Here is a 22,494-nt window from a genome sequence, read left to right as displayed (position 1 = left end):
GTACTATTTAGAGAATAAAGATGTAAAAGCTTCTACAATAAATAACTTAACTTCCGGCTTTTCTTCTTCCTCCTCTACTTTTACATACTCATTTCGCTTTTCTTGTTTTTGTTCCACAGGTTTCTCCACTTTTTCCACAGTTTTTGTTTCCTCTTTACTTACAGGTTGTTCTTCTACTTTCGTTTCATTTTTTACTACTTTCTTTTCAGAAGCTGTTACTTTTTTTGCGACTTCTTGCTTTACAACTTTCTTTTCTTTCACCTCATCCTCTTTTTTCTCTTCTGCATTTACTACTTCTTCATCATCTATTTGTTTCACTTGCTCCTCTTCAGGAGATTCAGCCTTCACAACATGTTCTTCTTTCCTTACAGCTGTACCACTTGAAAAATCTAAGAAACACATTGGTGGAAATAGTACACACCACCAGTTTGCCCCTTCACCTTCCCCAATTGTAATTAAGACTGCTTCATATTCCCCTGCCGGATAAATAAAATTCCCATATACCTTTGTAGGAAACTTTACATTTTTACTGAATTTCACTTGAAATGAATCTTTACTTCCTTCTTTTTTCAACGTATTTGCTACTGTTTTTTCGATTTCTGGAATATGACTTTGAATGACTTTGCGCGCTTCTTCAAATGAAGTTAAATCAGCTACCCATCCATCAATTTGTGCTTTTACTTCATCACGCACTTTGCGCTTTAACGCCTGGTCTTTATCTGAATCACTATTTGCTAAAATCCGTAATCGAACGGCCTCTTTCGGAATAACTGAAGGCCCTTTCGCATCAGCTTTCATATATCCAAACTGCACAAGTAACTGTGCACCAATTAATAATAGAAGAAGATAAGCAATAACTTGTTTTTTCATTTCCTCCACCGTCCCTTCTACAAACAGTGTGGACAGACTTTCATCTTTCTAAACTATTAAATTCAAAATCTATATGAATTTTTCCACAAAAAAATAGAGTAAGGTGTAAACCTTACTCTATCTCCGCAAATACCATACGATCTTTTCCATTAATATCAAAAACAACCTCAACATGAGCATGTGGAAATGCTTGTTGTAACAGCCCTTTCACGTCCTCACCTTGCCCTACTCCAATTTCAAATGCGACAATTGCTTTCTTCTGCAACACATTCGGCAACTCTTCCATAAAGCGGCGATAGAAATCTAATCCGTCTTCACCCCCAACAAGCGCTCTCTTTGGCTCATGCTCTTTCACCACGGGAGAAAGACCACGCCAATCTTCTTCCGGTATATATGGAGGATTTGAAACAACAACATCTAACTTTTGACCCGTTTCATAAAATGGTGATAATAAATCACCATGATAGAACGTTACTTCTGCGCCCAAAGTTTTCGCATTTTCTTTTGCAACTTCAATCGACTCCTGCGCAATATCTACCGTATACACATGAAGATTTTTATTTTCCAAAGCAAGCGTAATCGAAATCGCTCCGCTACCTGTACCAATATCTGCTACATGTATTTTCTCATCACCAAAATGACGCTCGATTCTTTCTAACACTCCTACTATAAGCTCTTCTGTTTCTGGTCTTGGTATTAATACTTCTTCATTCACAAAGAACGATCTTCCATAAAACATTTCATGACCAATCATATATTGAATAGGAATACCTTCTACATGCTTGTGGATAAACTCTGTAAAACTTTTTTCTTGTTCCGCAGTTATTTCTTCACGCATGTTCATCAATAATCCTGTTCTATTCGTCTTTAATACATGACAAAGGACAATTTCTCCCGCATTTTCATCTCGTCCATTCTCCTGTAAAAAAGAAGAAGCCCATTTCAGGGCTTCATAGACACGCATTACTCAGCTGCCTCCATCCTTTGAGCCTGATCTTCCATTACTAAGGCATTGATGAAATCATCTAACTTACCTTGTAAGATTTGATCTAACTTTTGAATCGTTAAACCGATTCGATGGTCTGTAACACGGTTTTGCGGGAAGTTATACGTACGAATACGCTCTGAACGATCACCCGTACCAACAGCTTGTTTACGGTTTTGATCATACTCAGCTTGCGCTTCTTGTCTAAACTTATCATAAACACGTGCGCGTAATACTTTCATCGCTTTTTCTTTATTCTTAATTTGTGATTTCTCATCCTGACATGATACAACTACACCAGTCGGTAAATGCGTTAAACGTACCGCTGACATCGTTGTATTAACGCTCTGTCCACCAGGTCCACTAGAAGCGAATGTATCAACACGAACATCTTTCTCATGAATATCAATTTCTACTTCTTCTGCCTCTGGTAATACAGCTACAGTTGCTGTAGATGTATGGATACGTCCACCAGATTCCGTTTCAGGAACACGTTGTACACGGTGAGCGCCATTCTCGAATTTCAGCTTCGCGAAAGCACCTTTACCATTAATCATAAAGATAATCTCTTTATATCCACCTAACTCTGTATAGCTAGCCTCGATAATCTCCGTTTTCCAACCTTGCACCTCAGCATAACGGCTATACATACGATATAAGTCACCAGCAAATAAAGCGGCCTCGTCGCCACCAGCAGCTCCACGAACCTCAACGATAACGTTCTTATCATCGTTAGGGTCTTTTGGTACAAGTAAAATTTTCAGACGCTCTGATAATGTTTTTTCTTGTGATTCTAACTCAGAAACCTCTTCTTTTACCATTTCACGCATTTCTGCGTCTAACTTATCTTCTAACATTGCTTTCGCATCTTTTAATTGCTCACGAACATCCTTATACTCACGATACACCTCTACCGTTTCCTGTATATCAGACTGTTCCTTTGAATATTCACGAAGCTTATTTGAATCACTAATAATTGCTGGGTCGCTTAGCAATTCATTTAACTTCTCATAACGATTTTCTACAGCTTGCAAACGATCTAACACATCATTCACCTCTACATCCTAGTATCTAATACAAATAGTATATGGTACTTACTCAAAAAAACGCAAATTATATTTAAAAGTGGCGGTGGCTCGTTCAGCTCTGACCAGCTAAAGTTCTTTCGACCTAAAGGTGCTTTTTACCTTTCGGGCGGAAGGTTCTTAGATGCGAAGAGCTAGCCACCAGAACTAGATATATTTAAAAGCGTAAGCGGCTTGCTCAGAATCGCAGGCCATTGGAACTCTCGACCTTGAAGTGCTTTTTGCTTCAAGCGAGAGAGTGAAATGGCCGGAGATTCTAGCCGCTGGAGCTAGATATCACAACTTAAAGCGCAAGTGGCTCACACCACTCACACTCTCTATTCTGAAAAAAACCCGCCTTGTGCAGCGAGTTTTACTTATCTTTGTTTGTAGGAACTGCATGACAATGACGACAGCGTGGTTCATACGATTCTGAAGCACCAACTAAAATAATCGGATCATCAAATGCCGCTGGTTCTCCATCAATTAATCGTTGTGTACGACTTGCCGGAGATCCACATGCAGAACATACTGCTTGTAGTTTTGTTACATGTTCAGCAATCGCCATCAGCTGAGGAACTTGTCCAAATGGTAGACCACGGAAATCTTGGTCTAAACCAGCTACAATGACACGATAGCCACGATTTGCCAATACTTGCACCACTTCCACAATGTCCCCATCAAAGAATTGCACCTCATCGATTGCAATTACATCCATTTCTTCAGTGATATGTCCAAATATATCTTTTGAAGCTGAAACAGGAACTGCTTTTACCTTTAATCCGTTATGTGATACAACGTCTTCTTCACTATAGCGATTATCAATACATGGTTTAAATACAATTGCATGTTGTTTCGCAAATTGCGTACGACGCACACGGCGGATAAGCTCTTCTGATTTACCAGAAAACATACTACCGCAAATCACTTCAATCCAACCGTTCTGATTTATTAAGTACATGAAGCTCTCCTTTCATCTACTTTTTAATTAAAAGTAGGGTAAAGGTATAATATTTTCGCAAAAAAAACAGACAAGCGAATAGATACACTTGCCTGTTTTATGTTTTTATTACTTAAGACCGTATTTCTTATTGAAGCGGTCAACGCGTCCGTCTGCAGTAGCAAACTTCTGACGTCCAGTGTAGAATGGGTGAGAATCAGAACTGATCTCAACTTTTAGTAATGGATAAGTGTTACCATCTTCCCACTCAACAGTTTCGTTAGATCCTCTAGTAGATCCGCTTAAGAATTTGAAGCCTGTGTTTGTGTCCATGAATACAACTTTCTTGTAATCTGGGTGAATTCCTGCTTTCATTCTTTTCATCTCCTTCCGCCCTGAATCATTTTCGAAACAGAGTTTTTCATCTTCAGCTGCATACACAACTATATTGATGAAACACATATGATGAAATTATAACAAGGCTAACTTCATTTTGCAACTACCTGTTTTTGTCTTTTTAATTTTAAAAGCAGAAGCGGCTCGCTCAGAATCGCAGGCTATTTGGAACTCTCGACCTTGAAGCGCTTTTTGCTTCGAGCGAGAGAGTGAAATGACCGGAGATTCTAGCCGCTGAAGCTGGATATTATCTTAAAATGGAGGCCGCTCATCTCTCTTTAAGATCACCTAAAAAACATAAAAAACTCGCTTACCATAAAATAAGCGAGTCCCAATCTTTTCCCTTTACTTCGTTGTTACATATCTTTTCGAATCTGCAACAATGTTTTGTAAAAATTCTTCATTTGTCTTTGTTTGACGAAGTTTACGTAAGAAACCTTCAACAAAGTCTGGTGTATCACGCATTGTTTTACGAATACCCCATAGTTTGTCTAAATGTTCTTTCGGAATTAATAGATCCTCTTTACGTGTACCAGAACGGCGAATATCAATTGCCGGGAAGATACGACGCTCAGCTAATGAACGATCTAAATGAAGTTCCATATTTCCAGTTCCTTTAAATTCTTCGTAAATTACATCGTCCATACGAGATCCTGTATCAACAAGAGCTGTTGCTAAAATTGTTAAGCTACCGCCTTCTTCGATATTACGTGCAGCTCCAAAGAAACGCTTCGGTCTATGGAAGGCAGCTGGGTCGATACCACCCGATAATGTTCTACCACTTGGCGGAATAACAAGGTTGTAAGCTCGCGCTAAACGGGTAATACTATCCATTAAAATGATAACATCTTTTTTGTGCTCTACAAGACGCATTGCACGTTCTAACACAAGTTCTGCTACTTTAATATGATTTTCTGGTACTTCATCAAAAGTAGAGCTTACAACATCTCCTTTAACAGAACGTTCAATATCTGTTACTTCCTCTGGACGCTCATCAATTAAAAGGACAATTAATTCAGCTTCCGGATGATTTGTTGTAACACTGTGTGCGATTTCTTTTAATAGACTAGTTTTACCAGCCTTTGGAGGCGCGACAATTAAACCACGTTGTCCAAATCCAACTGGTGCAATTAAATCCATGATGCGTGTCGGTAACTTTTTCGGTTCCGTTTCCAATTTCATTTGGCGATCTGGGTATAATGGTGTTAATGCAGGGAAATGCACACGCTCTTTGGCTGACTCTGGATCATCTCCGTTTACAGCTTCAACTTGTAATAACCCAAAGTAGCGTTCATTTTCTTTCGGAGGTCGTACTTTACCAGAAACCTTATCTCCATTACGTAAATCGAAACGACGAATTTGCGAAGCTGAGATATAAATATCTTCTGAGCTTGGAGAGTAGTTGATAGGACGTAGGAATCCAAATCCTTCTGATTGAATAATTTCTAATACGCCTTCCATGAAGAAGAAACCTTCTTTTTCTGCTCGAGCTTTTAAAATGGCGAAGATTAACTCTTTTTTCGTTAATTTGCTATAATACGAAATTTTAAATTCTTTCGCAAGCTCGTATAACTCTTTTAATTTCATGTTTTCTAATGCTGCAATTGACAAATTCATTCAGACACCACACTTTAACGTTATTCTCTTTTCACATGGGTAAAGGGAAAAAATACGGAAGGCAAATAATTAATAATGAAAGGCAATAAGTTCAAGTAGGGTAATATTCACTATTGTAACCCTTTTATCTAGTTTTAATCAATACGTTGAAACACAAATACAAGAAGCGAAGACAAGAAAATTTGTCTTCGCTTTTTATTTAATCCAGCTTCAGCGGCTAGAATGTTCGGTGGCTAGAAGGATCAGTCATTCCCCCCTCTGAGCAAGCCACCTCCGCTTTTTACTTAATAACCAAGTTCGGTTTTTTATTTAAGCTGTGACGTCCGTCTACGAAGCGTACTGTGCCTGATTTTGCGCGCATAACAAGGGATTGTGTTGTTCCTACGCTACCTTTAAATTGAACGCCGCGTAGTAGTTCTCCGTCTGTTACGCCTGTTGCTGCGAAGATTGCATCGTCACCTTTTACTAAGTCCTCCATGCGAAGGATGCGGTTGATGTCTTCTATGCCCATCTTTTTGCAACGCGCCAATTCAGCTTCGTTTTGTGGTAATAATTTCCCGTGAATTTCTCCACCTAAACATTTTAATGCAACTGCTGCTAACACACCCTCAGGCGCGCCACCAGAGCCGAATAAAATATCTACACCTGTACGATCAAATGCGGTGTTGATTGCGCCAGCTACGTCTCCATCATTAATCAATTTAATGCGAGCACCAGCTTTACGAATTTCTTCAATAATTGCTTGATGACGTGGACGGTTTAAAACTGTCGCTACAACATCTTCAATATCTTTGTTTTTCGCTTTCGCAACTGCACGTAAGTTATCGATAATAGGCGCATCAATATCGACCGCCCCAACTGCTTCTGGGCCAACCGCGATTTTATCCATGTACATGTCAGGAGCATGTAACAAATTACCATGATCTGCAATTGCAATAACAGCAAGAGCATTCCATCCACCAGCTGCTACAATGTTTGTCCCTTCTAAAGGATCAACTGCAACGTCTACACGCGGACCATATCCTGTACCTAATTTTTCTCCGATATATAGCATTGGTGCCTCATCCATTTCACCTTCACCAATTACAACTGTACCTTTCATCGGAATTGTATCAAATACATCACGCATAGCTGATGTTGCTGCACCGTCTGCCTCATCCTTTTTCCCGCGTCCCATCCAACGCGCTGATGATAAAGCTGCAGCCTCTGTTACACGTACTAACTCCATAGATAAACTTCTTTCCACGATAATCCCTCTCCTTTAAGTCTTTATATTTCTGCCGTATTTTGTGAACCGTGTTTTTCTATAAAGTGTACTTCCGCAAGTAGTGATGCTTCGCTTCCCCCTCGCGGAAGTATCACTTATGCGTTCTTCATTTCTTCAATTTCTTGCTTTGTCATTTGTTCTCGCCAAATGTTTGCACCAAGCCCTTTAAGCTTGTCTACTATATTTTCATAGCCACGATCAATATGCTCAAGTCCGGTTACTTCTGTAATTCCATCCGCCATCAATCCTGCAATAACAAGAGCTGCTCCAGCTCGCAAATCACTCGCTTTCACTTTTGCACCTTGTAATAAAACAGGACCAGTTACGATAGCTGACCGACCTTCTACTTTAATTTGCGCATTCATGCGACGTAATTCATCAATATGTTTAAAACGTGCGCCATAAATCGTATCCGTTACAACACCCGTTCCATGCGCCTTTGTTAAAAGTGTTGTAAATGGCTGTTGTAAATCTGTTGGGAAACCTGGATATACAAGCGTTTTTATATCAACTACTTTTAATCTTCTATCACCGTTCACTGTAATCTGGTCATCATTCGTTTCAACTTGGACACCAGCTTCTCTTAATTTTGCAGTAACTGACTCCAAATGCTGAGGAATAACATTATCAACTGTTACTTCTCCTCCTGACGCAGCACCTAAAATCATATACGTACCCGCTTCAATACGATCTGGAATGATCGTATGATGACAACCGTGCAATGAATCCACACCATCAATTCGGATTACATCTGTACCAGCACCTTTAATGCGTGCTCCCATGCTAGTTAACAATGTAGCTACATCAATAATCTCTGGTTCTTTCGCTGCGTTTTCAATAACAGTTCTACCTTTCGCTCGTACAGCTGCTAGCATAATATTAATCGTAGCTCCTACACTAACAACATCTAAATAAATACGTGCCCCTCGTAGTTCATCTGCTCTTAAATAGATAGCACCTTGTTCATTCGTAACATGTGCACCTAACGCTTCAAATCCTTTAATGTGCTGATCAATCGGCCTCGGTCCTAAGTGACATCCACCTGGAAGCCCAATAACAGCTTTTTTAAAACGGCCAAGCATCGCACCCATTAAATAATAAGAAGCACGCAATTTTTTCACTTTTCCATTTGGTAAAGGCATTGCAACCATGTTAGAGGGATCGACTACCATCTCTTCCTCCTGTCCATACGTTACTCTTCCTCCAATTTCCTCTAGTAAGTCTCCTAACATTTTCACGTCCGAAATATTAGGGACACCACCAATAGTTACTGGAGTATCTGCTAAAATTGTCGCTGGAATTAGTGCAACGGCGCTGTTCTTTGCACCACTCACACGAATTGTTCCATTTAAAGCTCTTCCGCCTTCAATTAGCAATTTTTCCATATTGAGCTCCCTTCTTGTGAATGTATTTACTTTCTATATTTTTATAGAAAGCTCCCCCTTAAGAATCTCAATCACTCTTTCCACCCTAACACTCAATAAATAGGAAACCATCATCTTCATTTCTCCTGTAATACAAAAAGATAAAGATTAACTATTTATCGAATTTACTTTATCAATTTAGATACATTATCACATTTATTAATAGGACTATGCACATTATTTTCTATTTCAAAAACAAAATGATAAAATCTTTAGACTTGTTCACGCTTTCATTATACAACGAAAGGAAACCGTCTAAAAGAGTAGACGGTTTCCAAAACGGAATTTTATTCTTACGCTTTACCGTTAGAACCGAATTCGCGAATTTTACCAATAACAGTTGCTTTGATAGCGTCGCGGCCAGGTCCGATAAATTTACGAGGATCGTAAACTTCTTGGTCTTTGTTTAATACTTCACGAACAGCTTTTGTAAACTCAATTTGGTTCTCAGTGTTTACGTTGATTTTTGAAGTACCTAAAGAGATAGCTTTTTCGATATCAGCAGTTGGGATACCAGTACCACCGTGTAATACTAAAGGTACGCCAGTGAAGTCACGAACTTGTTCCATTTCAGCGAATCCTAAGTTAGGCTCACCTTTGTAAGGACCGTGTACAGAACCTAAAGCTGGAGCTAGGCAATCGATACCTGTTGCTTCAACAAGGTGCTTACACTCAGCTGGGTCAGCGTAAATTACGCCTTCAGCGATTACGTCGTCTTCTTGTCCGCCAACTGTTCCAAGCTCAGCTTCAACAGATACGTTACGAGCGTGTGCGTATTCTACTACTTTTTTAGTAGTTTCTACGTTTTCTTCGAATGGGTGGTGAGAAGCGTCGATCATTACAGATGTGAAACCTGCATCGATTGCTTCTTTACATTTTTCGAAGCTTGAACCATGGTCAAGGTGAATCGCTACAGGAACAGTGATGTTCATTTCTTCGATTAAAGCTTTAACCATAGCTACAACTGTTTTGAAACCAGTCATATGACGAGCTGCACCCTCAGATACACCTAGGATTACAGGAGATTTTTCTTCTTCCGCAGCAGCTAAGATAGCTTGAGTCCACTCTAAGTTGTTCATGTTGAATTGACCAACTGCGTATTTTCCTTCTAGTGCTTTGTTTAGCATTTCTTTCATAGAAACTAAAGGCATGGTGAATCCTCCTAAAAAACGTTTTTTGTATCCGATAAGTTCTTATCGCTGGTAGTATGACCAGAATAAGGTAAAATATGTATATCTACATACCGGACTTTTTTCTACACTCAATAGGATAACAACTTGTACTCAAAAACTCAACCGTATTCACCTGCACAATAGTCCATGTAAACGCTTTTTTCCATATTTTTTATAAAAAATTCATTTTTAAGCCTCTACAGCGAGTTCATTTCTCACCGCTTGACGAATTTCATCAATATCAAATGGTTTAGCAAAATGCATTAAAGCACCTAAATCTTTTGCTTCTTGGATCATATCAAGCTCTCCATAAGCAGTCATTAAAATCACTTTAATACTCTCATCAATTTCTTTTACATGCTTTAAAATCTCTATACCATCCATACCTGGAATTTTCATATCTAACACAACTAAATCTGGATTATCTTTTTTCACGATATCTAAAGCTTGAAATCCATTCGCTGCTTGGAATGTCTGATAACCTTCTTTTTGGAACACTTCATGTAATAACACACGAATGCCATATTGATCATCAACGATTAAAATTTTCCCTTCCATAACTCCCAACCTTTCTGTGTAAGTACAAGATTTAAAGCTTCTTATATCTTAACGATTAATTTTCGCTATTCTTTACCAAATTCCTTCCTATTTCTTTCTTATTTTACCATTTCCTATTTTGTTATGCCACCTTCGATTTCACCTTTCTAAAAAAATAAACTATAATGAAAGCCGGTAAACACGTACGAAGGGAGTAACATTATGTTAAAAATTTTTTCAACCCAATTAAGCGGTTATTTCTCCAGAGTTTCTCAAAAAGAGGAAATGAATATAGAAGATAGCGCCCGTCTACTTGCTCAAGCATTAGTTGGCGAAGGTTTCATTTATTTACATGGTACAAATGAAATGGAGGGCGTTGTTGCTGAAGCACTATTCGGTGCTGAACCAATGAAGCAAGCAAAACGATTTTTTGAAAATGGTAAAGAAGTAGAAGTAACTTCTGCAGATCGTGTGCTTCTTATTAGCCGTTTTTCAACAGATGAAGAAGTTGTAGCAATAGCAAAAAAACTGCAAGCAGATGGACACTCTATTGTCGGCATCTCTGCTATTCAAGAAGGCAATGAATCACTAGAACAATATACAGACGTACATATTGATACAAAACTGTTAAAAGGGCTTATTCCAGACGATGAAGGTAATCGCTACGGATTCCCAAGCTTAATGATAGCTTTATTTGCATATCACGGAATCAAATTTACAATCGATGAAATGTTAAATGAATATTAAAAAAAGCGCCCTATTTCAGGCGCTTTTTTATTACTTGCTCTCTTTATTCGTAATAGAAGCTTTTACGAAGTCATGGAACAATGGCTGTGGACGGTTTGGACGAGAAACAAGTTCTGGGTGGAACTGTGCTGCCACGAACCAAGGGTGATCTTTTAATTCAATGATTTCAACTAGACGGCCATCTGGGCTTGTACCAGAGAATACAAATCCTTCTTTTTCCATATCCGGACGGAATTGATTGTTGAACTCATAACGATGACGATGACGCTCATATACAACCGGCTCATTGTAAGCATTGTATGCATTTGTTTCTTCAGCAAGCTTACATGGATATAGACCAAGACGAAGTGTACCACCTAAGTCTTCTACATCTTTTTGTTCTGGTAATAAGTCGATGATTGCATAAGGTGTGTCAGGATTGATTTCAGAAGAGTTAGCTCCTTCTAATCCTAATACGTTACGTGCGAATTCGATTGATGCAAGTTGCATACCTAAGCAAATTCCTAGGAATGGAACTTTGTTTTCACGAGCATATTGAATTGCAACGATTTTACCTTCTACACCACGATCACCGAAGCCACCTGGTACAAGGATACCATCTGTGTCTCCTACTAATTCTTGTACGTTCTCTGCTGTTACGTGCTCAGCATTTACCCATTTCACTTCTACATCTGTGTCGAAAGAGTAACCCGCATGACGAAGTGCTTCTACAACAGAAATGTATGCATCTTGAAGCTCTACGTATTTACCAACAAGAGCGATTTTTGTTTTCTTAGAAAGGTTACGCACTTTTTCAACTAGCGCAGTCCACTCTGTCATATCTGCAGCTGGATTGTCTAATTTTAAGTGATCGCAAACGATTTGGTCCATATTTTGCTCTTGAAGAGATAATGGAACTGCATATAAAGTATCTGCATCGCGTGCTTCAATAACTGCTTTTGTATCAATGTCACAGAATAATGCAAGCTTGTCTTTCATATCTTGAGAAACAGGCATTTCTGTACGAACAACGATAATATTTGGTTGAATACCTAAACTGCGAAGCTCTTTAACGCTATGTTGCGTTGGTTTTGTTTTCATTTCACCCGCTGCTTTTAAGTACGGGATTAACGTACAGTGAATGTACATTACATTGTCACGACCGATGTCGCTCTTAATTTGACGGATTGCTTCTAAGAATGGTAGAGACTCGATGTCACCAACAGTTCCACCGATTTCTGTAATAACAACGTCCGCGTTTGTTTCGCGACCAGAACGGTATACGCGCTCTTTAATTTCGTTAGTAATGTGAGGAATAACTTGAACTGTTCCTCCTAGGTATTCACCACGACGCTCTTTTTGAAGAACTGAAGAGTAAATTTTACCTGTTGTTACGTTGCTGTATTTGTTTAAGTTGATGTCGATGAAACGCTCATAGTGACCAAGGTCTAAGTCAGTTTCTGCACCATCATCTGTTACGAATACCTCACCGTGTTGGTATGGGCTCATAGTCCCTGGGTCTACGTTAATGTATGGATCAAACTTTTGAATTGTTACGTTTAAACCACGATTTTTTAAAAGTCTTCCAAGAGATGCTGCTGTAATACCTTTACCTAAAGACGATACTACACCGCCTGTTACAAAAATATACTTAGTCATGAAAAAGCTCCCTTCTATTTTGCTGTTATATAATCACCGTTGCAAAGCGCAACGTATGTAGATAACACTGTATCCATCTTATTGTTAGACTCTTTTTATTTTCTAAACAAAAAACAAAAAAGAAAATTGCTCCCCTCATCACATAAAGTAATAAGTAGGGAGCAATTTTCTTTTATATTTACACTTTAAAAGTATTATCGTCCTTTTTTAAAGAGCCCAAAAATGATTCTACATGGACGATAATGAAAAGTCAAGAACTACAGTTCTTCCTCTTCTTCTTCTTCAGTTTCATCATACTCAAGTTCTTCTTCAGCGAAGTCATCTTCATCGTCCTCTAAATCATCAAGATCATCGTCGTCTCCGTCTTCGTCTTCAAGAACCTTGTCCAAATCTTCTACATCATCATCTTCGTCTTCATTTCCGTCTACATCATCAAAGTCATCTTCATCTTCTTCAATGTAGTCGTCAAAACCGTCTTCTTCAACTTTACGTTTCTTCTTCGGTTTTGGTTGAGGCAAGATTTCTTCATCGATTTGCTCATATGGGTACCAGCTACGTAATCCCCAACGATTTTCTCCTAAATTAATGAAACGTCCATCGATGTTTAAGTCTGTATAAAATTGTGCGATCTTCGCATTAACTTGCTCTTGAGATAGTCCCAGCACTTGAGCGATTTCTTGAACCAACTCGTTGAATGTCGTTGCTTGTTTTTTATCCCCTAAAACGCTATGTACAACTTCAATCATTGAACATTCTTTTAGCTCTTCTGGTGAATATTGCTTAAAATCCACTTATGCGGCACTTCCTTTCATCAAATATAACCTTATATATAACGGCCTGCTTAAAAAAATCCATACTATTCATTATAAACAAAAGTCGCACAAATATGCTACAAAAAAAACGGGAAACTTTTATAGGGTAGTAAAATTATAATTTGTGCATTCCTTATTTCGGAAGCATATGGGCCCCTTGTAATACATACCTAATTTGCATGTCTGTATATTCCTCGAGCGTATATAGCTTTTGCAACGCCCAACGTCGAAATCCCCACATCTGTCCTTGTATAAAAATATTATGCGCAAGAAGCTGTATTTCTTTTTTATTTAATGTAAATGTTCCGTTTTCCGTACACTGTTCTAAAATATTCTCAAACATTCCTACCATTTGAAACTCCTTTTCTAATACGTACGGGAGTGATTCTTTCGGTAAAAAGCGTACCTCTTGATACATTATTAATACTTCTTCCTGCAATTCGTCCATCACTTTAAAATAATTCGTTATTGCTATCTTTAAACTTTCTACACTTCCTTTTTCCGTACAAACTACTTCCTCTAACCTTTCTTTTACATGTTCATAAATACTATCACAAACTAAATACAAAACATCATCTTTTGTACGAATGTATTCATAAAGCGTTCCAATACTAAATCCAGCTGCCTTTGCAATCTCTCTCGTTGTTGTACGCGGAAATCCTTTTTGTTTAAACAGTTGTACTGCACCTTTAATCATTTGTTCACGCCTTAACGCAACTAATTTTTCATCTTTCACTGATGCATGCACATTATGTTTAACCATCCCCTTCACCTCTCTATTATTTTTTGGAAGGAAAAAGCGTAGGAAAATACCTACGCCTTTGATCCTACTTCGTTAACATACGAGAAATTACGAGCCTTTGAATCTCTTGTGTTCCTTCATATATCTGTGTAATCTTTGCATCTCGCATGTATCGCTCTACTGGATAATCTTTCGTATAACCGTAACCACCAAATACTTGTACCGCTTCCGTCGTCACCTTCATCGCTGCATCACCTGCAAATACTTTTGACATCGCTGACTCTTTCCCATACGGAAGCCCTTCCGATTCCAGCCAAGCTGCTTGATATGTTAGAAGACGCGCCGCCTCCACATCCGTTGCCATATCTGCAAGTTTAAAGCCAATCCCTTGTTGCGCCGCAATCGGCTTCCCAAACTGATGACGCTCTCTTGCATATTCTACGGAAGCATCTAAAGCCCCTTGTGCAATACCGACCGCTTGCGCCGCAATACCGTTACGGCCACCATCTAATGTTTGCATCGCTATCTTAAACCCTTGTCCTTCTTCACCAAGTAAATTCTCTACAGGAATACGGCAATCTTCGAACATAATTTCAGTTGTTGGTGAAGAGCGAATCCCTAATTTACTCTCCTTCTTCCCAACTGAAAATCCTGGTGTATCACTTTCCACTATAAATGCACTCGTGCCACGCTGCTTCGATTCAGGATCAGTTAATGCGAAAACAACATAAATATCAGCAATACCACCATTAGTGATAAATATTTTTGATCCATTTAATACATAATGGTCTCCATCTCTTTTGGCGATCGTCTTCATTCCACCAGCATCCGATCCAGACCCTGGCTCCGTTAAGCCGTACGCACCAATTTTCTTTCCTTCAGCCATCGGTCGTAAAAATGTTTGCTTTTGCTCTTCTGTTCCAAATTTAAAAATTGGCCAACCAGCAAGCGAAGTATGTGCAGACAATGTTACACCTGTAGAAGCACATACACGCGATAATTCTTCAATAGCAATTACATACGCTAAGTAATCGCTTCCAATTCCGCCGTATTCTTCAGGCCACGGAATACCAGTTAAACCAAGCTCGGCCATTTGATCAAATATTGCACGATCAAACCTCTCTTCTTCATCACGCTCAGCTGCCGTCGGTGCTACTTCATTCTTAGCAAAGTCTCGAACCATTTTTCTTATCATTTCATGTTCTTCTGATAGTTTAAAATGCATGCCCGTCTCCCCCTTATGCTTTTATAAAGCCCGGCTAATAACAAGTTTCTGTATTTCGCTCGTTCCTTCATATATTTGCGTGATTTTCGCATCACGGAAAAATCTTTCTACTGGATAGTCCTTCGTATAACCGTATCCCCCAAATACTTGCACCGCTTCAATCGCAACTTCAACAGCTGTTTTAGAAGCGAATAATTTCGCAATAGATGCTTCCTTACCACATGGTAATCCTTGCGCTCTTAGCGATGCCGCCCTATATACGAGTAATCGCGCCGCTTCTACACTAGTTGCCATATCTGCAAGTTTGAAGCCAATCCCTTGCTGCGCCGCAATTGGCTTTCCGAATTGCTCACGTTCTTTCGCATAATCAATCGCACATGCAAGCGCCGCTTCAGCAATCCCTAATGCTTGCGCCCCAATCCCAATTCTTCCAACATCTAAATTCGCCATTGCTACCTTAAATCCTTGTCCTTCTTCACCAAGTAAATTCTCAGCCGGTACCTTCATATCCTCGAACGTAAGTTGTACAGTGCGAGAACCGAGCAGTCCCATTTTATGCTCATCTTTACCGATAATTAAGCCTGGTGTATCTTTCTCTACTATGAATGCAGAAATCCCACTCTTTCCTGCCTCTGGATTTGTAGAAGCGAATACAATATATGTACTTGCTTCACCACCATTTGTAATGAACACCTTCGATCCATTAATAATGTAATGATCGCCTTTCTTCACAGCTCTTGATTTCAAACTTCCTGCATCCGATCCTGCATTTGGTTCTGTTAATGCAAATGCACCTAAATATTCACCAGTCGCAAGTTTAGAAACGTATTTCTCTTTCTGTTCTTCTGTTCCGAAATATAAAATCGGGTTCATTCCAACTGACGTATGTACAGCTAAAATTACACCAACCGTTGCGCTTACCTTTGAAATTTCTTCAATTGCTAAAATGTAAGAAATAAAATCCATTTCTGCCCCGCCGTATTTTGCAGGCGCTGGAATTCCCATTAATCCAAGCTCACCCATCTTCTGCAAAATCTCTTTTGGAAACACCCCTTGTTCCATACTAGGAACAAAGGGAGCAATTTCCTTCTGTGCAAAATCTCGAACCATTTTTCTCATCATTTGTTGCTCTTCATTAAAACGAAAGTTCATATACTCCGCCTCCATTTGCTATAAATCCTTTTAATAATTTGGTAAGACCACTATTTTGTAACAAAGGGGGATTTATTCGTAAACGTAGAAACCACGACCTGTTTTACGTCCTAACCATCCTGCATTTACGTACTTACGCAGTAATGGACATGGGCGGTATTTACTATCACCTAAACCTTCATGCAACACTTCCATAATATATAAACACGTGTCTAAACCGATAAAATCAGCGAGCGTTAAAGGACCCATCGGGTGATTCATACCAAGTTTCATTACTTCATCAATCGCTTCTTTCGTCGCTACACCTTCATATAACGTATAAATTGCTTCGTTAATCATCGGCAATAAAATACGATTCGATACAAATCCTGGGAAATCATTTACTTCAACTGGTACTTTGCCAATTTTCTTCGTAATATCTTCAATTGTTTTGTATACCGCATCATCTGTAGCCAAACCACGAATAATTTCAACAAGTTTCATAACCGGAACCGGATTCATAAAGTGCATACCGATTACTTTTTCCGGACGTTTCGTTACCGCGGCAATTTCTGTAATTGGCAAAGATGACGTATTTGTCGCTAAAATTGCGTGTTCTGGAGCAATTTCATCTAAATTCGCAAAGATTTTCTTTTTAATATCCATTTTCTCGACAGCTGCTTCGATAATAAGATCCGCTTCCTTCACACAATCTAAATCAAGCGTTACTGCAAGACGGTTTAATGTCGCTTCCTTTTCTTCTTCCTTCATGCGCCCCTTTTCTACTTGGCGTGCTAAGTTTTTCGTAATAATAGCCAATCCTCTATCTAATTGCTCCTGTTTTAAATCTTGTACCTTCACATCGTATCCTGCCATTGCACATACTTGCGCAATTCCTGATCCCATTTGTCCTGCACCAATTACAACAATTTTTTGTACACCCATTTCTTCTTCCCCCTTAATTTTTAATAAACTATATATCTTCTAATCTTAATTAGTGAACTTCAATCATCACTGCATCGCCTTGACCGCCACCACTACAAATCGAAGCAATTCCAATTCCACCGCCGCGTTGCTTAAGTGCATGGATTAGTGTAACGATAATGCGCGCTCCGCTTGCTCCAATCGGATGTCCCATCGCTACTGCGCCGCCATTTACATTCAATTTTTCTGGGTCAATTCCTGCGATTTCTGTACTTGCAATTGCTACTGCTGCAAATGCTTCATTAATCTCGAATAAATCGATGTCTTCAATTGTCTTGCCTGTTTTTTCAAGCAATGCGTTAATTGCATAACCTGGCGTTCTCGGGAAATCTTTAGACTCCACTGCAATTGCTGTATGTGCCAAAATTGTCGCTAACGGCTTTTTTCCTTCTTGCTTTGCTCTTTCTTCGCTCATTAATACAAGTGCAGCACCACCATCGTTTAAGCCTGGTGCATTACCAGCTGTCACTGTCGCTGTTTTATCAAATACAGGTTTTAATTTTGCTAACTTTTCAATTGTTGTATCCGCGCGTGGCGCCTCATCCTTTGCAACGACAATAGGATCGCCTTTTCTTTGCGGAATCGTTACTGGCACGATTTCCTCTTCAAAACGTCCTTCATTATGTGCTGAAACCGCACGCTGGTGGCTACGATATGCCCATTCATCTTGCGCTTCGCGAGAAATTCCATCTTCCTTCGCAACTTCTCCGCCATAAACACCCATGTGTATACCTGAAAATGCGCATGTTAAACCATCAGCAACGTTTAAATCAACGACTTCGTTGTTGCCCATTCTATATCCCCATCTTGCTCCTCGTAAAATGTAAGGACTGTTACTCATCGACTCCATACCACCAGCTACAATCAATGATTGATCGCCAGTACGAATAATTTGATCCGCTAACGTAACCGCACGAAGCCCCGATGCACAAACTTTATTCACTGTTTCCGTCTGCACTTCCCAAGGGATTCCAGCAGCCCTCGCCGCTTGGCGCGACGGAATTTGCCCCTGCCCACCTTGAATAACCGTTCCGAATATAACTTCCTCAACATCACTAGCAGAAACATTTGCTCTTTCAAGCGCCGCTTTAATTGCAATCCCTCCAAGTTCTGTTGCTTTTACATCTTTTAAAGATCCTCCAAATTTTCCAACTGGTGTTCTTGCAGCACTTAAAATAACTGTTTTACTCATGTTTCTTTCCCCCATTTCATTTTTTAACACTGAGCGCTCGCTCGGTATCCCTACGTTGAGAAGAGGTGCAATCATTGCACCTCTTTCTAAAGTTGTATGCATTCCTACAAACTAGATTGCTTCTTTCTTCTGTCCAATCACTGAGCGTTCTAAAATCTCTGTTACATCGAGAGTTTGAACTTTCTCTTCAACTTCTTTCGCTTTCGTCCCATCACTAATCATCGTTAAGCAATACGGACATCCTGTACCGATAATGGATGGCTGTACAGCTAATGCTTGTTCTGTACGAGCAACGTTAATGCGTGAACCTGTTGTTTCCTCCATCCACATTAAGCCACCACCTGCTCCACAGCACATTCCCGTTTCACGGTTACGTGCCATTTCTACAAGATTCACACCAGGAATCGCTTTCAAAATGTCACGCGGGGCTTCGTATACTTCGTTGTATCTTCCTAAGTAGCAGGAATCATGGTACGTAACTGTTTCCTCAATAGCGTGAACCGGTTTTAAGCGTCCTTCTTTCACCCACTGAGCTAACAGTTCTGTATGATGATAGACTTCTGCTTGCAAGCCAAAGTCCGGATACTCATTTTTAAATGTGTTATAAGCATGAGGGTCAATCGTAACGATTTTCTTCACTCCTGCTTTTTCAAATTCCTCGATATTTTTTGTCGCCATCTCTTGGAAGACAAATTCATTTCCAAGACGGCGCGGTGTATCTCCAGAGTTCTTTTCCTTATTACCGAGTATCGCAAATGAAATGCCTGCTTCGTTCATCAACTTCGCAAACGATATCGCAATCTTCTGACTACGATTATCATATGATCCCATTGAACCAACCCAGAATAAATATTCGAACTCCTCGCCAGCTTTCGATTTTTCTTTTACAGTTGGAACCGTTACTTCATCATCACCTTGGCGCCAAGTTTCACGCTCTTTACGGTTTAGACCCCACGGATTCCCTTGACGCTCGATGTTTGTCATCGCACGCTGTGCTTCCGCATCCATCTTTCCTTCTGTTAAAACGAGATAGCGGCGTAAATCAATAATTTTATCAACGTGCTCATTCATAACTGGACACTGATCCTCACAGTTACGACACGTTGTACAAGCCCAAATCTCTTCTTCTGTAATAACATCTCCAATTAAACTTGGATCGTAAGCGAGTGTTGCAGCCGCTGATTCTTGTTGCCCTTTCCCAGCTGCCATCATCGCTAACTGATTTCCTTGTGTATTATTAAAAGCAACTACTGGAACCCAAGGCGCTTTTGATGTTACTGCCGCTCCTTTATCAGTTAAATGATCGCGAAGTTTTAAAATTAAATCCATCGGCGATAACATTTTACCTGTTCCTGTTGCCGGACACATATTTGTACAACGACCACACTCTACGCAAGCGTATAAGTCAATAAGCTGATTTTGTCTAAAATCTTCGATTTTACCAACACCAAATGTTTCTTGTGTTTCATCTTCAAAGTCAATCTTTTCAAGTTTCCCTGGATTTGAAAGACGGCCGAAGAAAACGTTAGCTGGTCCCGCAATTAAATGCGCGTGTTTCGATTGTGGAACATAAACTAAAAATGTTAACAAAATTAGTAAATGCACCCACCAAGAGAAATAGAACACAGAAATGGCTACGGTTTCATTTATCCCTGAGAAAACGTAAGCGATTGCAGAAGCGATTGGCTCACTCCATGAAAGCTCCTCGCCATGCCATATAATTCCCATCCCATTACCAAGTAGCACAGAAATCATTAAGCCACCGATAAAGATAAGAACAAGGCCTGATTTGAAATTACGTTTTAAACGAACTAGCTTCTCAACATAACGTCGATGAAAAGCCCAAAAGACTGCAATTAAAATAACAAGTGTGACAATTTCCTGGAAGAATGTAAATGCAGGGTATAGTGGTCCAAGTGGAAGATGTGATCCTGGTGCGAGTCCTTTCCAAACGAAGTCAATTGCTCCAAATTGGACAAGAATAAATCCGTAAAAGAACATAACGTGAATAATGCCGCTCTTTTTATCTTTCAGCAGCTTTTTCTGACCGAAAACATTGACCTTAAGGAGATCCCAACGCTCTTTAAAACGACGGTCAAATTCAATCTTTTTTCCTAACTGTATGTAGGCCATCCTCGTTCGTATAAGATACACAAACAAATATCCCGCATAAGCAATAACAGCAATGGCAGCCAGCCAATTCATGATCAGTAAGCTATTCATTTTTATGCTACCCCTCTCTTTGTAAGCCCTCTTTCTTTTTTAGAATCTTCAAAAACATATAATTTTCTGAATTTTATCCCCTACCTTCATTATATAATGAGTGAGCATTCAGTCAACAGTTTTTTGTTATACAACAACATATTTTTTAATAAAGCTGTTTATTTCGGTGAAACTATAAAGTGAAACTTTAATCATTAGAAGTTATTTACTCCCTACTAATTATTAGCCCACAAATAACCGAATAAAATGAATGTTTGATTTATAAAAAACAAATGGTGAAAAGACCGTGAAGGAGGGAATTTACTCATGTTCTTCTTATCTCTCTTATTAATAGGTATTGCTCTCTGGATTGTAATTGATCTTTCTTATGGGAGAATTGTTCATTTAAGGCGTGTACGTTCTCGTTCTTTCCCTTTACGTCAAAGTGATTTTCACCTTTATACATACGGAAAAGATTTGTATGACACTCTATTTACTGATATAAAACAGGCGAAACACCATGTGCACGTTTTGTTTTTCATTGTAAAAAACGATACAATCAGCCGAGAATTTTTAAAGTTACTTATTGATAAGGCAAAGGAAGGAATTGAAGTAAGACTTTTACTCGATAGATTGGGAAGCCATCATTTATCAAACGAGGCCGTTCGCTCCCTACAAAAACATGGTATCTCTTTTTCATTTTGTCACAAAGTAAAGTTTCCTTTTCCTTTCTTTTCTGCAAATCAAAGAAACCATAGAAAAATTACAGTTATCGACGGGAAAATTGGTTACATTGGGGGATTTAATATTGGTGAAGAGTATTTGGGACATAATGAGCGGTTAGGATTATGGAGGGACTATCATTTACGTCTTACAGGCGAAGGAGTACAAGATTTACAAAAGCAATTTTTACATGACTGGTTTGATGATACAAACCAAAATTTATTGGACGCTTCTCTTTATTTTCCGAAACAGCAACCCGGTACTATCGAACATCAATTTATTCCAACTGATGGTGCCTATTTACAACATACTTTTTTACATTTAATTGAAGGTGCAAAAAAGGAACTCTTTATCGGTACACCCTATTTCATTCCTGGAAGAAAAATTATGAACGCATTATTAGAAGCACGAAAACGAGGGGTTCAAATCACGATTCTCGTTCCAGAAAAAGCGGATCACCCCCTTGTTCGAGAAGCAAAATTCCCATATTGCCGAAAGTTAATACAAGCTGGCTGTAATATTTACGCATTTCAACAAGGTTTTTTTCACGCTAAAGTTATTATAGTTGATGACTATATCTGTGATATCGGAACTGCAAACTTTGATATGAGAAGTTTATATATTAACCATGAAATCAACTGCCTTTTATATGATGAACATTTTATACAAACAGTAAAAAATAAATTCCACGAAGATCTAGAAAATGCGTCATTACTTTCCTTGAAAGATGTTAGTCCGAATTCTCTCATTAATAGAGGCAAAGAATGGATAGGAACAATACTTGCTTTCTTCCTATAGGAAAGATAATGCATAAAGGAGATGTATT

The 22,494-nt window shown here is 39.1% G+C and carries 20 protein-coding genes; 2 read left to right on the top strand and 18 right to left on the bottom strand.

Annotated features, from left to right (window positions below; genetic code table 11):
* Positions 1 to 3: 3 nt before the first annotated feature.
* From spoIIR to spo0F, 10 genes are all read right to left on the bottom strand, one after another.
* Positions 4 to 870: a stage II sporulation protein R gene (gene spoIIR / locus QCI47_RS00830; RefSeq protein ID WP_076875529.1), complete on the bottom strand. Its 867-nt coding sequence runs from the start codon at positions 868 to 870 to the stop codon at positions 4 to 6.
* A gap of 112 nt (positions 871 to 982) precedes the next feature.
* Positions 983 to 1,834, bottom strand: coding sequence for a peptide chain release factor N(5)-glutamine methyltransferase (gene prmC / locus QCI47_RS00825; RefSeq protein ID WP_070807228.1), 852 nt, complete (start codon positions 1,832 to 1,834; stop codon positions 983 to 985).
* Positions 1,834 to 2,901, bottom strand: coding sequence for a peptide chain release factor 1 (gene prfA, locus QCI47_RS00820; protein ID WP_000887065.1), 1,068 nt, complete (start codon positions 2,899 to 2,901; stop codon positions 1,834 to 1,836). Before prfA ends, prmC begins: the two co-directional genes overlap by 1 nt.
* A 391-nt stretch (positions 2,902 to 3,292) precedes the next feature.
* On the bottom strand, positions 3,293 to 3,880 hold the full coding sequence (locus QCI47_RS00815; protein WP_076875525.1) for a thymidine kinase: 588 nt from the start codon (positions 3,878 to 3,880) through the stop codon (positions 3,293 to 3,295).
* Between the two features lie 108 nt (positions 3,881 to 3,988).
* Positions 3,989 to 4,234 carry a type B 50S ribosomal protein L31 gene (locus QCI47_RS00810; protein WP_000643437.1) on the bottom strand — a complete coding sequence of 82 codons (246 nt, stop codon included), beginning with the start codon at positions 4,232 to 4,234 and terminating at the stop codon, positions 3,989 to 3,991.
* A gap of 366 nt (positions 4,235 to 4,600) precedes the next feature.
* Positions 4,601 to 5,872 (bottom strand): transcription termination factor Rho, encoded by a 1,272-nt coding sequence (gene rho / locus QCI47_RS00805; RefSeq protein ID WP_001053898.1) that lies wholly within the window; start codon positions 5,870 to 5,872, stop codon positions 4,601 to 4,603.
* Between the two features lie 280 nt (positions 5,873 to 6,152).
* Positions 6,153 to 7,118, bottom strand: coding sequence for a class II fructose-bisphosphatase (gene glpX, locus QCI47_RS00800; RefSeq protein WP_000442336.1), 966 nt, complete (start codon positions 7,116 to 7,118; stop codon positions 6,153 to 6,155).
* A 116-nt stretch (positions 7,119 to 7,234) separates the two neighbouring features.
* Positions 7,235 to 8,524: a UDP-N-acetylglucosamine 1-carboxyvinyltransferase gene (gene murA / locus QCI47_RS00795; protein WP_000413260.1), complete on the bottom strand. Its 1,290-nt coding sequence runs from the start codon at positions 8,522 to 8,524 to the stop codon at positions 7,235 to 7,237.
* Positions 8,525 to 8,856: 332 nt separating this feature from the next.
* Complete coding sequence (locus QCI47_RS00790) at positions 8,857 to 9,714, bottom strand: class II fructose-bisphosphate aldolase (RefSeq protein ID WP_001131850.1); 858 nt, start codon at positions 9,712 to 9,714, stop codon at positions 8,857 to 8,859.
* A 210-nt stretch (positions 9,715 to 9,924) separates the two neighbouring features.
* Positions 9,925 to 10,293 carry a sporulation initiation phosphotransferase Spo0F gene (spo0F, locus tag QCI47_RS00785; protein WP_000398594.1) on the bottom strand — a complete coding sequence of 123 codons (369 nt, stop codon included), beginning with the start codon at positions 10,291 to 10,293 and terminating at the stop codon, positions 9,925 to 9,927.
* Positions 10,294 to 10,494: 201 nt separating this feature from the next.
* Here spo0F and QCI47_RS00780 point away from each other — a divergent pair, with 201 nt between their 5' ends.
* Positions 10,495 to 11,019: a DUF2529 domain-containing protein gene (locus QCI47_RS00780; RefSeq protein WP_000912421.1), complete on the top strand. Its 525-nt coding sequence runs from the start codon at positions 10,495 to 10,497 to the stop codon at positions 11,017 to 11,019.
* A 30-nt stretch (positions 11,020 to 11,049) separates the two neighbouring features.
* Here QCI47_RS00780 and pyrG read toward each other — a convergent pair whose 3' ends face one another.
* The 8 genes from pyrG to QCI47_RS00740 all read right to left on the bottom strand — a co-directional run bounded on the left by pyrG (position 11,050) and on the right by QCI47_RS00740 (position 20,966).
* Positions 11,050 to 12,657 carry a CTP synthase gene (gene pyrG / locus QCI47_RS00775; RefSeq protein ID WP_000170454.1) on the bottom strand — a complete coding sequence of 536 codons (1,608 nt, stop codon included), beginning with the start codon at positions 12,655 to 12,657 and terminating at the stop codon, positions 11,050 to 11,052.
* A 257-nt stretch (positions 12,658 to 12,914) separates the two neighbouring features.
* Complete coding sequence (gene rpoE, locus QCI47_RS00770) at positions 12,915 to 13,448, bottom strand: DNA-directed RNA polymerase subunit delta (RefSeq protein WP_000346283.1); 534 nt, start codon at positions 13,446 to 13,448, stop codon at positions 12,915 to 12,917.
* 154 nt (positions 13,449 to 13,602) lie between these two features.
* Positions 13,603 to 14,232, bottom strand: a complete 630-nt coding sequence (locus tag QCI47_RS00765) for a TetR/AcrR family transcriptional regulator (RefSeq protein ID WP_000238604.1) — start codon at positions 14,230 to 14,232, stop codon at positions 13,603 to 13,605.
* Between the two features lie 64 nt (positions 14,233 to 14,296).
* Positions 14,297 to 15,436 carry an acyl-CoA dehydrogenase AcdA gene (gene acdA, locus QCI47_RS00760; protein ID WP_000545521.1) on the bottom strand — a complete coding sequence of 380 codons (1,140 nt, stop codon included), beginning with the start codon at positions 15,434 to 15,436 and terminating at the stop codon, positions 14,297 to 14,299.
* Positions 15,437 to 15,457: 21 nt separating this feature from the next.
* Positions 15,458 to 16,588 carry an acyl-CoA dehydrogenase gene (locus tag QCI47_RS00755; protein ID WP_001011168.1) on the bottom strand — a complete coding sequence of 377 codons (1,131 nt, stop codon included), beginning with the start codon at positions 16,586 to 16,588 and terminating at the stop codon, positions 15,458 to 15,460.
* Positions 16,589 to 16,660: 72 nt separating this feature from the next.
* Positions 16,661 to 17,512, bottom strand: a complete 852-nt coding sequence (locus QCI47_RS00750; protein WP_000538858.1) for a 3-hydroxybutyryl-CoA dehydrogenase — start codon at positions 17,510 to 17,512, stop codon at positions 16,661 to 16,663.
* Positions 17,513 to 17,561: 49 nt separating this feature from the next.
* On the bottom strand, positions 17,562 to 18,845 hold the full coding sequence (locus tag QCI47_RS00745; RefSeq protein WP_270727742.1) for an acetyl-CoA C-acetyltransferase: 1,284 nt from the start codon (positions 18,843 to 18,845) through the stop codon (positions 17,562 to 17,564).
* Between the two features lie 9 nt (positions 18,846 to 18,854).
* On the bottom strand, positions 18,855 to 20,966 hold the full coding sequence (locus QCI47_RS00740; RefSeq protein WP_001086790.1) for a (Fe-S)-binding protein: 2,112 nt from the start codon (positions 20,964 to 20,966) through the stop codon (positions 18,855 to 18,857).
* 306 nt (positions 20,967 to 21,272) lie between these two features.
* Between QCI47_RS00740 and cls the strand changes: the two genes are divergently transcribed.
* The gene (cls, locus tag QCI47_RS00735; RefSeq protein WP_076868018.1) at positions 21,273 to 22,466 is read left to right on the top strand and encodes a cardiolipin synthase; all 1,194 of its coding nucleotides are present in this window, start codon (positions 21,273 to 21,275) and stop codon (positions 22,464 to 22,466) included.
* Positions 22,467 to 22,494: the final 28 nt, after the last annotated feature.

It is taken from the genome of Bacillus cereus group sp. RP29, from assembly GCF_040459765.1.
Classification (GTDB): domain Bacteria; phylum Bacillota; class Bacilli; order Bacillales; family Bacillaceae_G; genus Bacillus_A; species Bacillus_A paranthracis.
Note: the sequence above shows the minus strand (reverse complement) of the source record. Positions and strands in the feature narration are given on the sequence as shown.

Excerpts from the sequence above, each read along its gene's own strand:
- spoIIR (WP_076875529.1), bottom strand. The coding sequence starts at position 870 with ATGAAAAAACAAGTTATTGCTTATCTTCTTCTATTATTAATTGGTGCA.
- prmC (WP_070807228.1), bottom strand. The coding sequence starts at position 1,834 with ATGCGTGTCTATGAAGCCCTGAAATGGGCTTCTTCTTTTTTACAGGAG.
- QCI47_RS00815 (WP_076875525.1), bottom strand. The coding sequence starts at position 3,880 with ATGTACTTAATAAATCAGAACGGTTGGATTGAAGTGATTTGCGGTAGT.
- QCI47_RS00810 (WP_000643437.1), bottom strand. The coding sequence starts at position 4,234 with ATGAAAGCAGGAATTCACCCAGATTACAAGAAAGTTGTATTCATGGAC.
- rho (WP_001053898.1), bottom strand. The coding sequence starts at position 5,872 with ATGAATTTGTCAATTGCAGCATTAGAAAACATGAAATTAAAAGAGTTA.
- murA (WP_000413260.1), bottom strand. The coding sequence starts at position 8,524 with ATGGAAAAATTGCTAATTGAAGGCGGAAGAGCTTTAAATGGAACAATT.
- QCI47_RS00790 (WP_001131850.1), bottom strand. The coding sequence starts at position 9,714 with ATGCCTTTAGTTTCTATGAAAGAAATGCTAAACAAAGCACTAGAAGGA.
- spo0F (WP_000398594.1), bottom strand. The coding sequence starts at position 10,293 with ATGGAAGGGAAAATTTTAATCGTTGATGATCAATATGGCATTCGTGTG.
- QCI47_RS00780 (WP_000912421.1), top strand. The coding sequence starts at position 10,495 with ATGTTAAAAATTTTTTCAACCCAATTAAGCGGTTATTTCTCCAGAGTT.
- pyrG (WP_000170454.1), bottom strand. The coding sequence starts at position 12,657 with ATGACTAAGTATATTTTTGTAACAGGCGGTGTAGTATCGTCTTTAGGT.
- QCI47_RS00765 (WP_000238604.1), bottom strand. The coding sequence starts at position 14,232 with ATGGTTAAACATAATGTGCATGCATCAGTGAAAGATGAAAAATTAGTT.
- acdA (WP_000545521.1), bottom strand. The coding sequence starts at position 15,436 with ATGCATTTTAAACTATCAGAAGAACATGAAATGATAAGAAAAATGGTT.
- QCI47_RS00755 (WP_001011168.1), bottom strand. The coding sequence starts at position 16,588 with ATGAACTTTCGTTTTAATGAAGAGCAACAAATGATGAGAAAAATGGTT.
- QCI47_RS00750 (WP_000538858.1), bottom strand. The coding sequence starts at position 17,512 with ATGGGTGTACAAAAAATTGTTGTAATTGGTGCAGGACAAATGGGATCA.
- QCI47_RS00745 (WP_270727742.1), bottom strand. The coding sequence starts at position 18,845 with ATGCATACAACTTTAGAAAGAGGTGCAATGATTGCACCTCTTCTCAAC.
- QCI47_RS00740 (WP_001086790.1), bottom strand. The coding sequence starts at position 20,966 with ATGAATAGCTTACTGATCATGAATTGGCTGGCTGCCATTGCTGTTATT.
- cls (WP_076868018.1), top strand. The coding sequence starts at position 21,273 with ATGTTCTTCTTATCTCTCTTATTAATAGGTATTGCTCTCTGGATTGTA.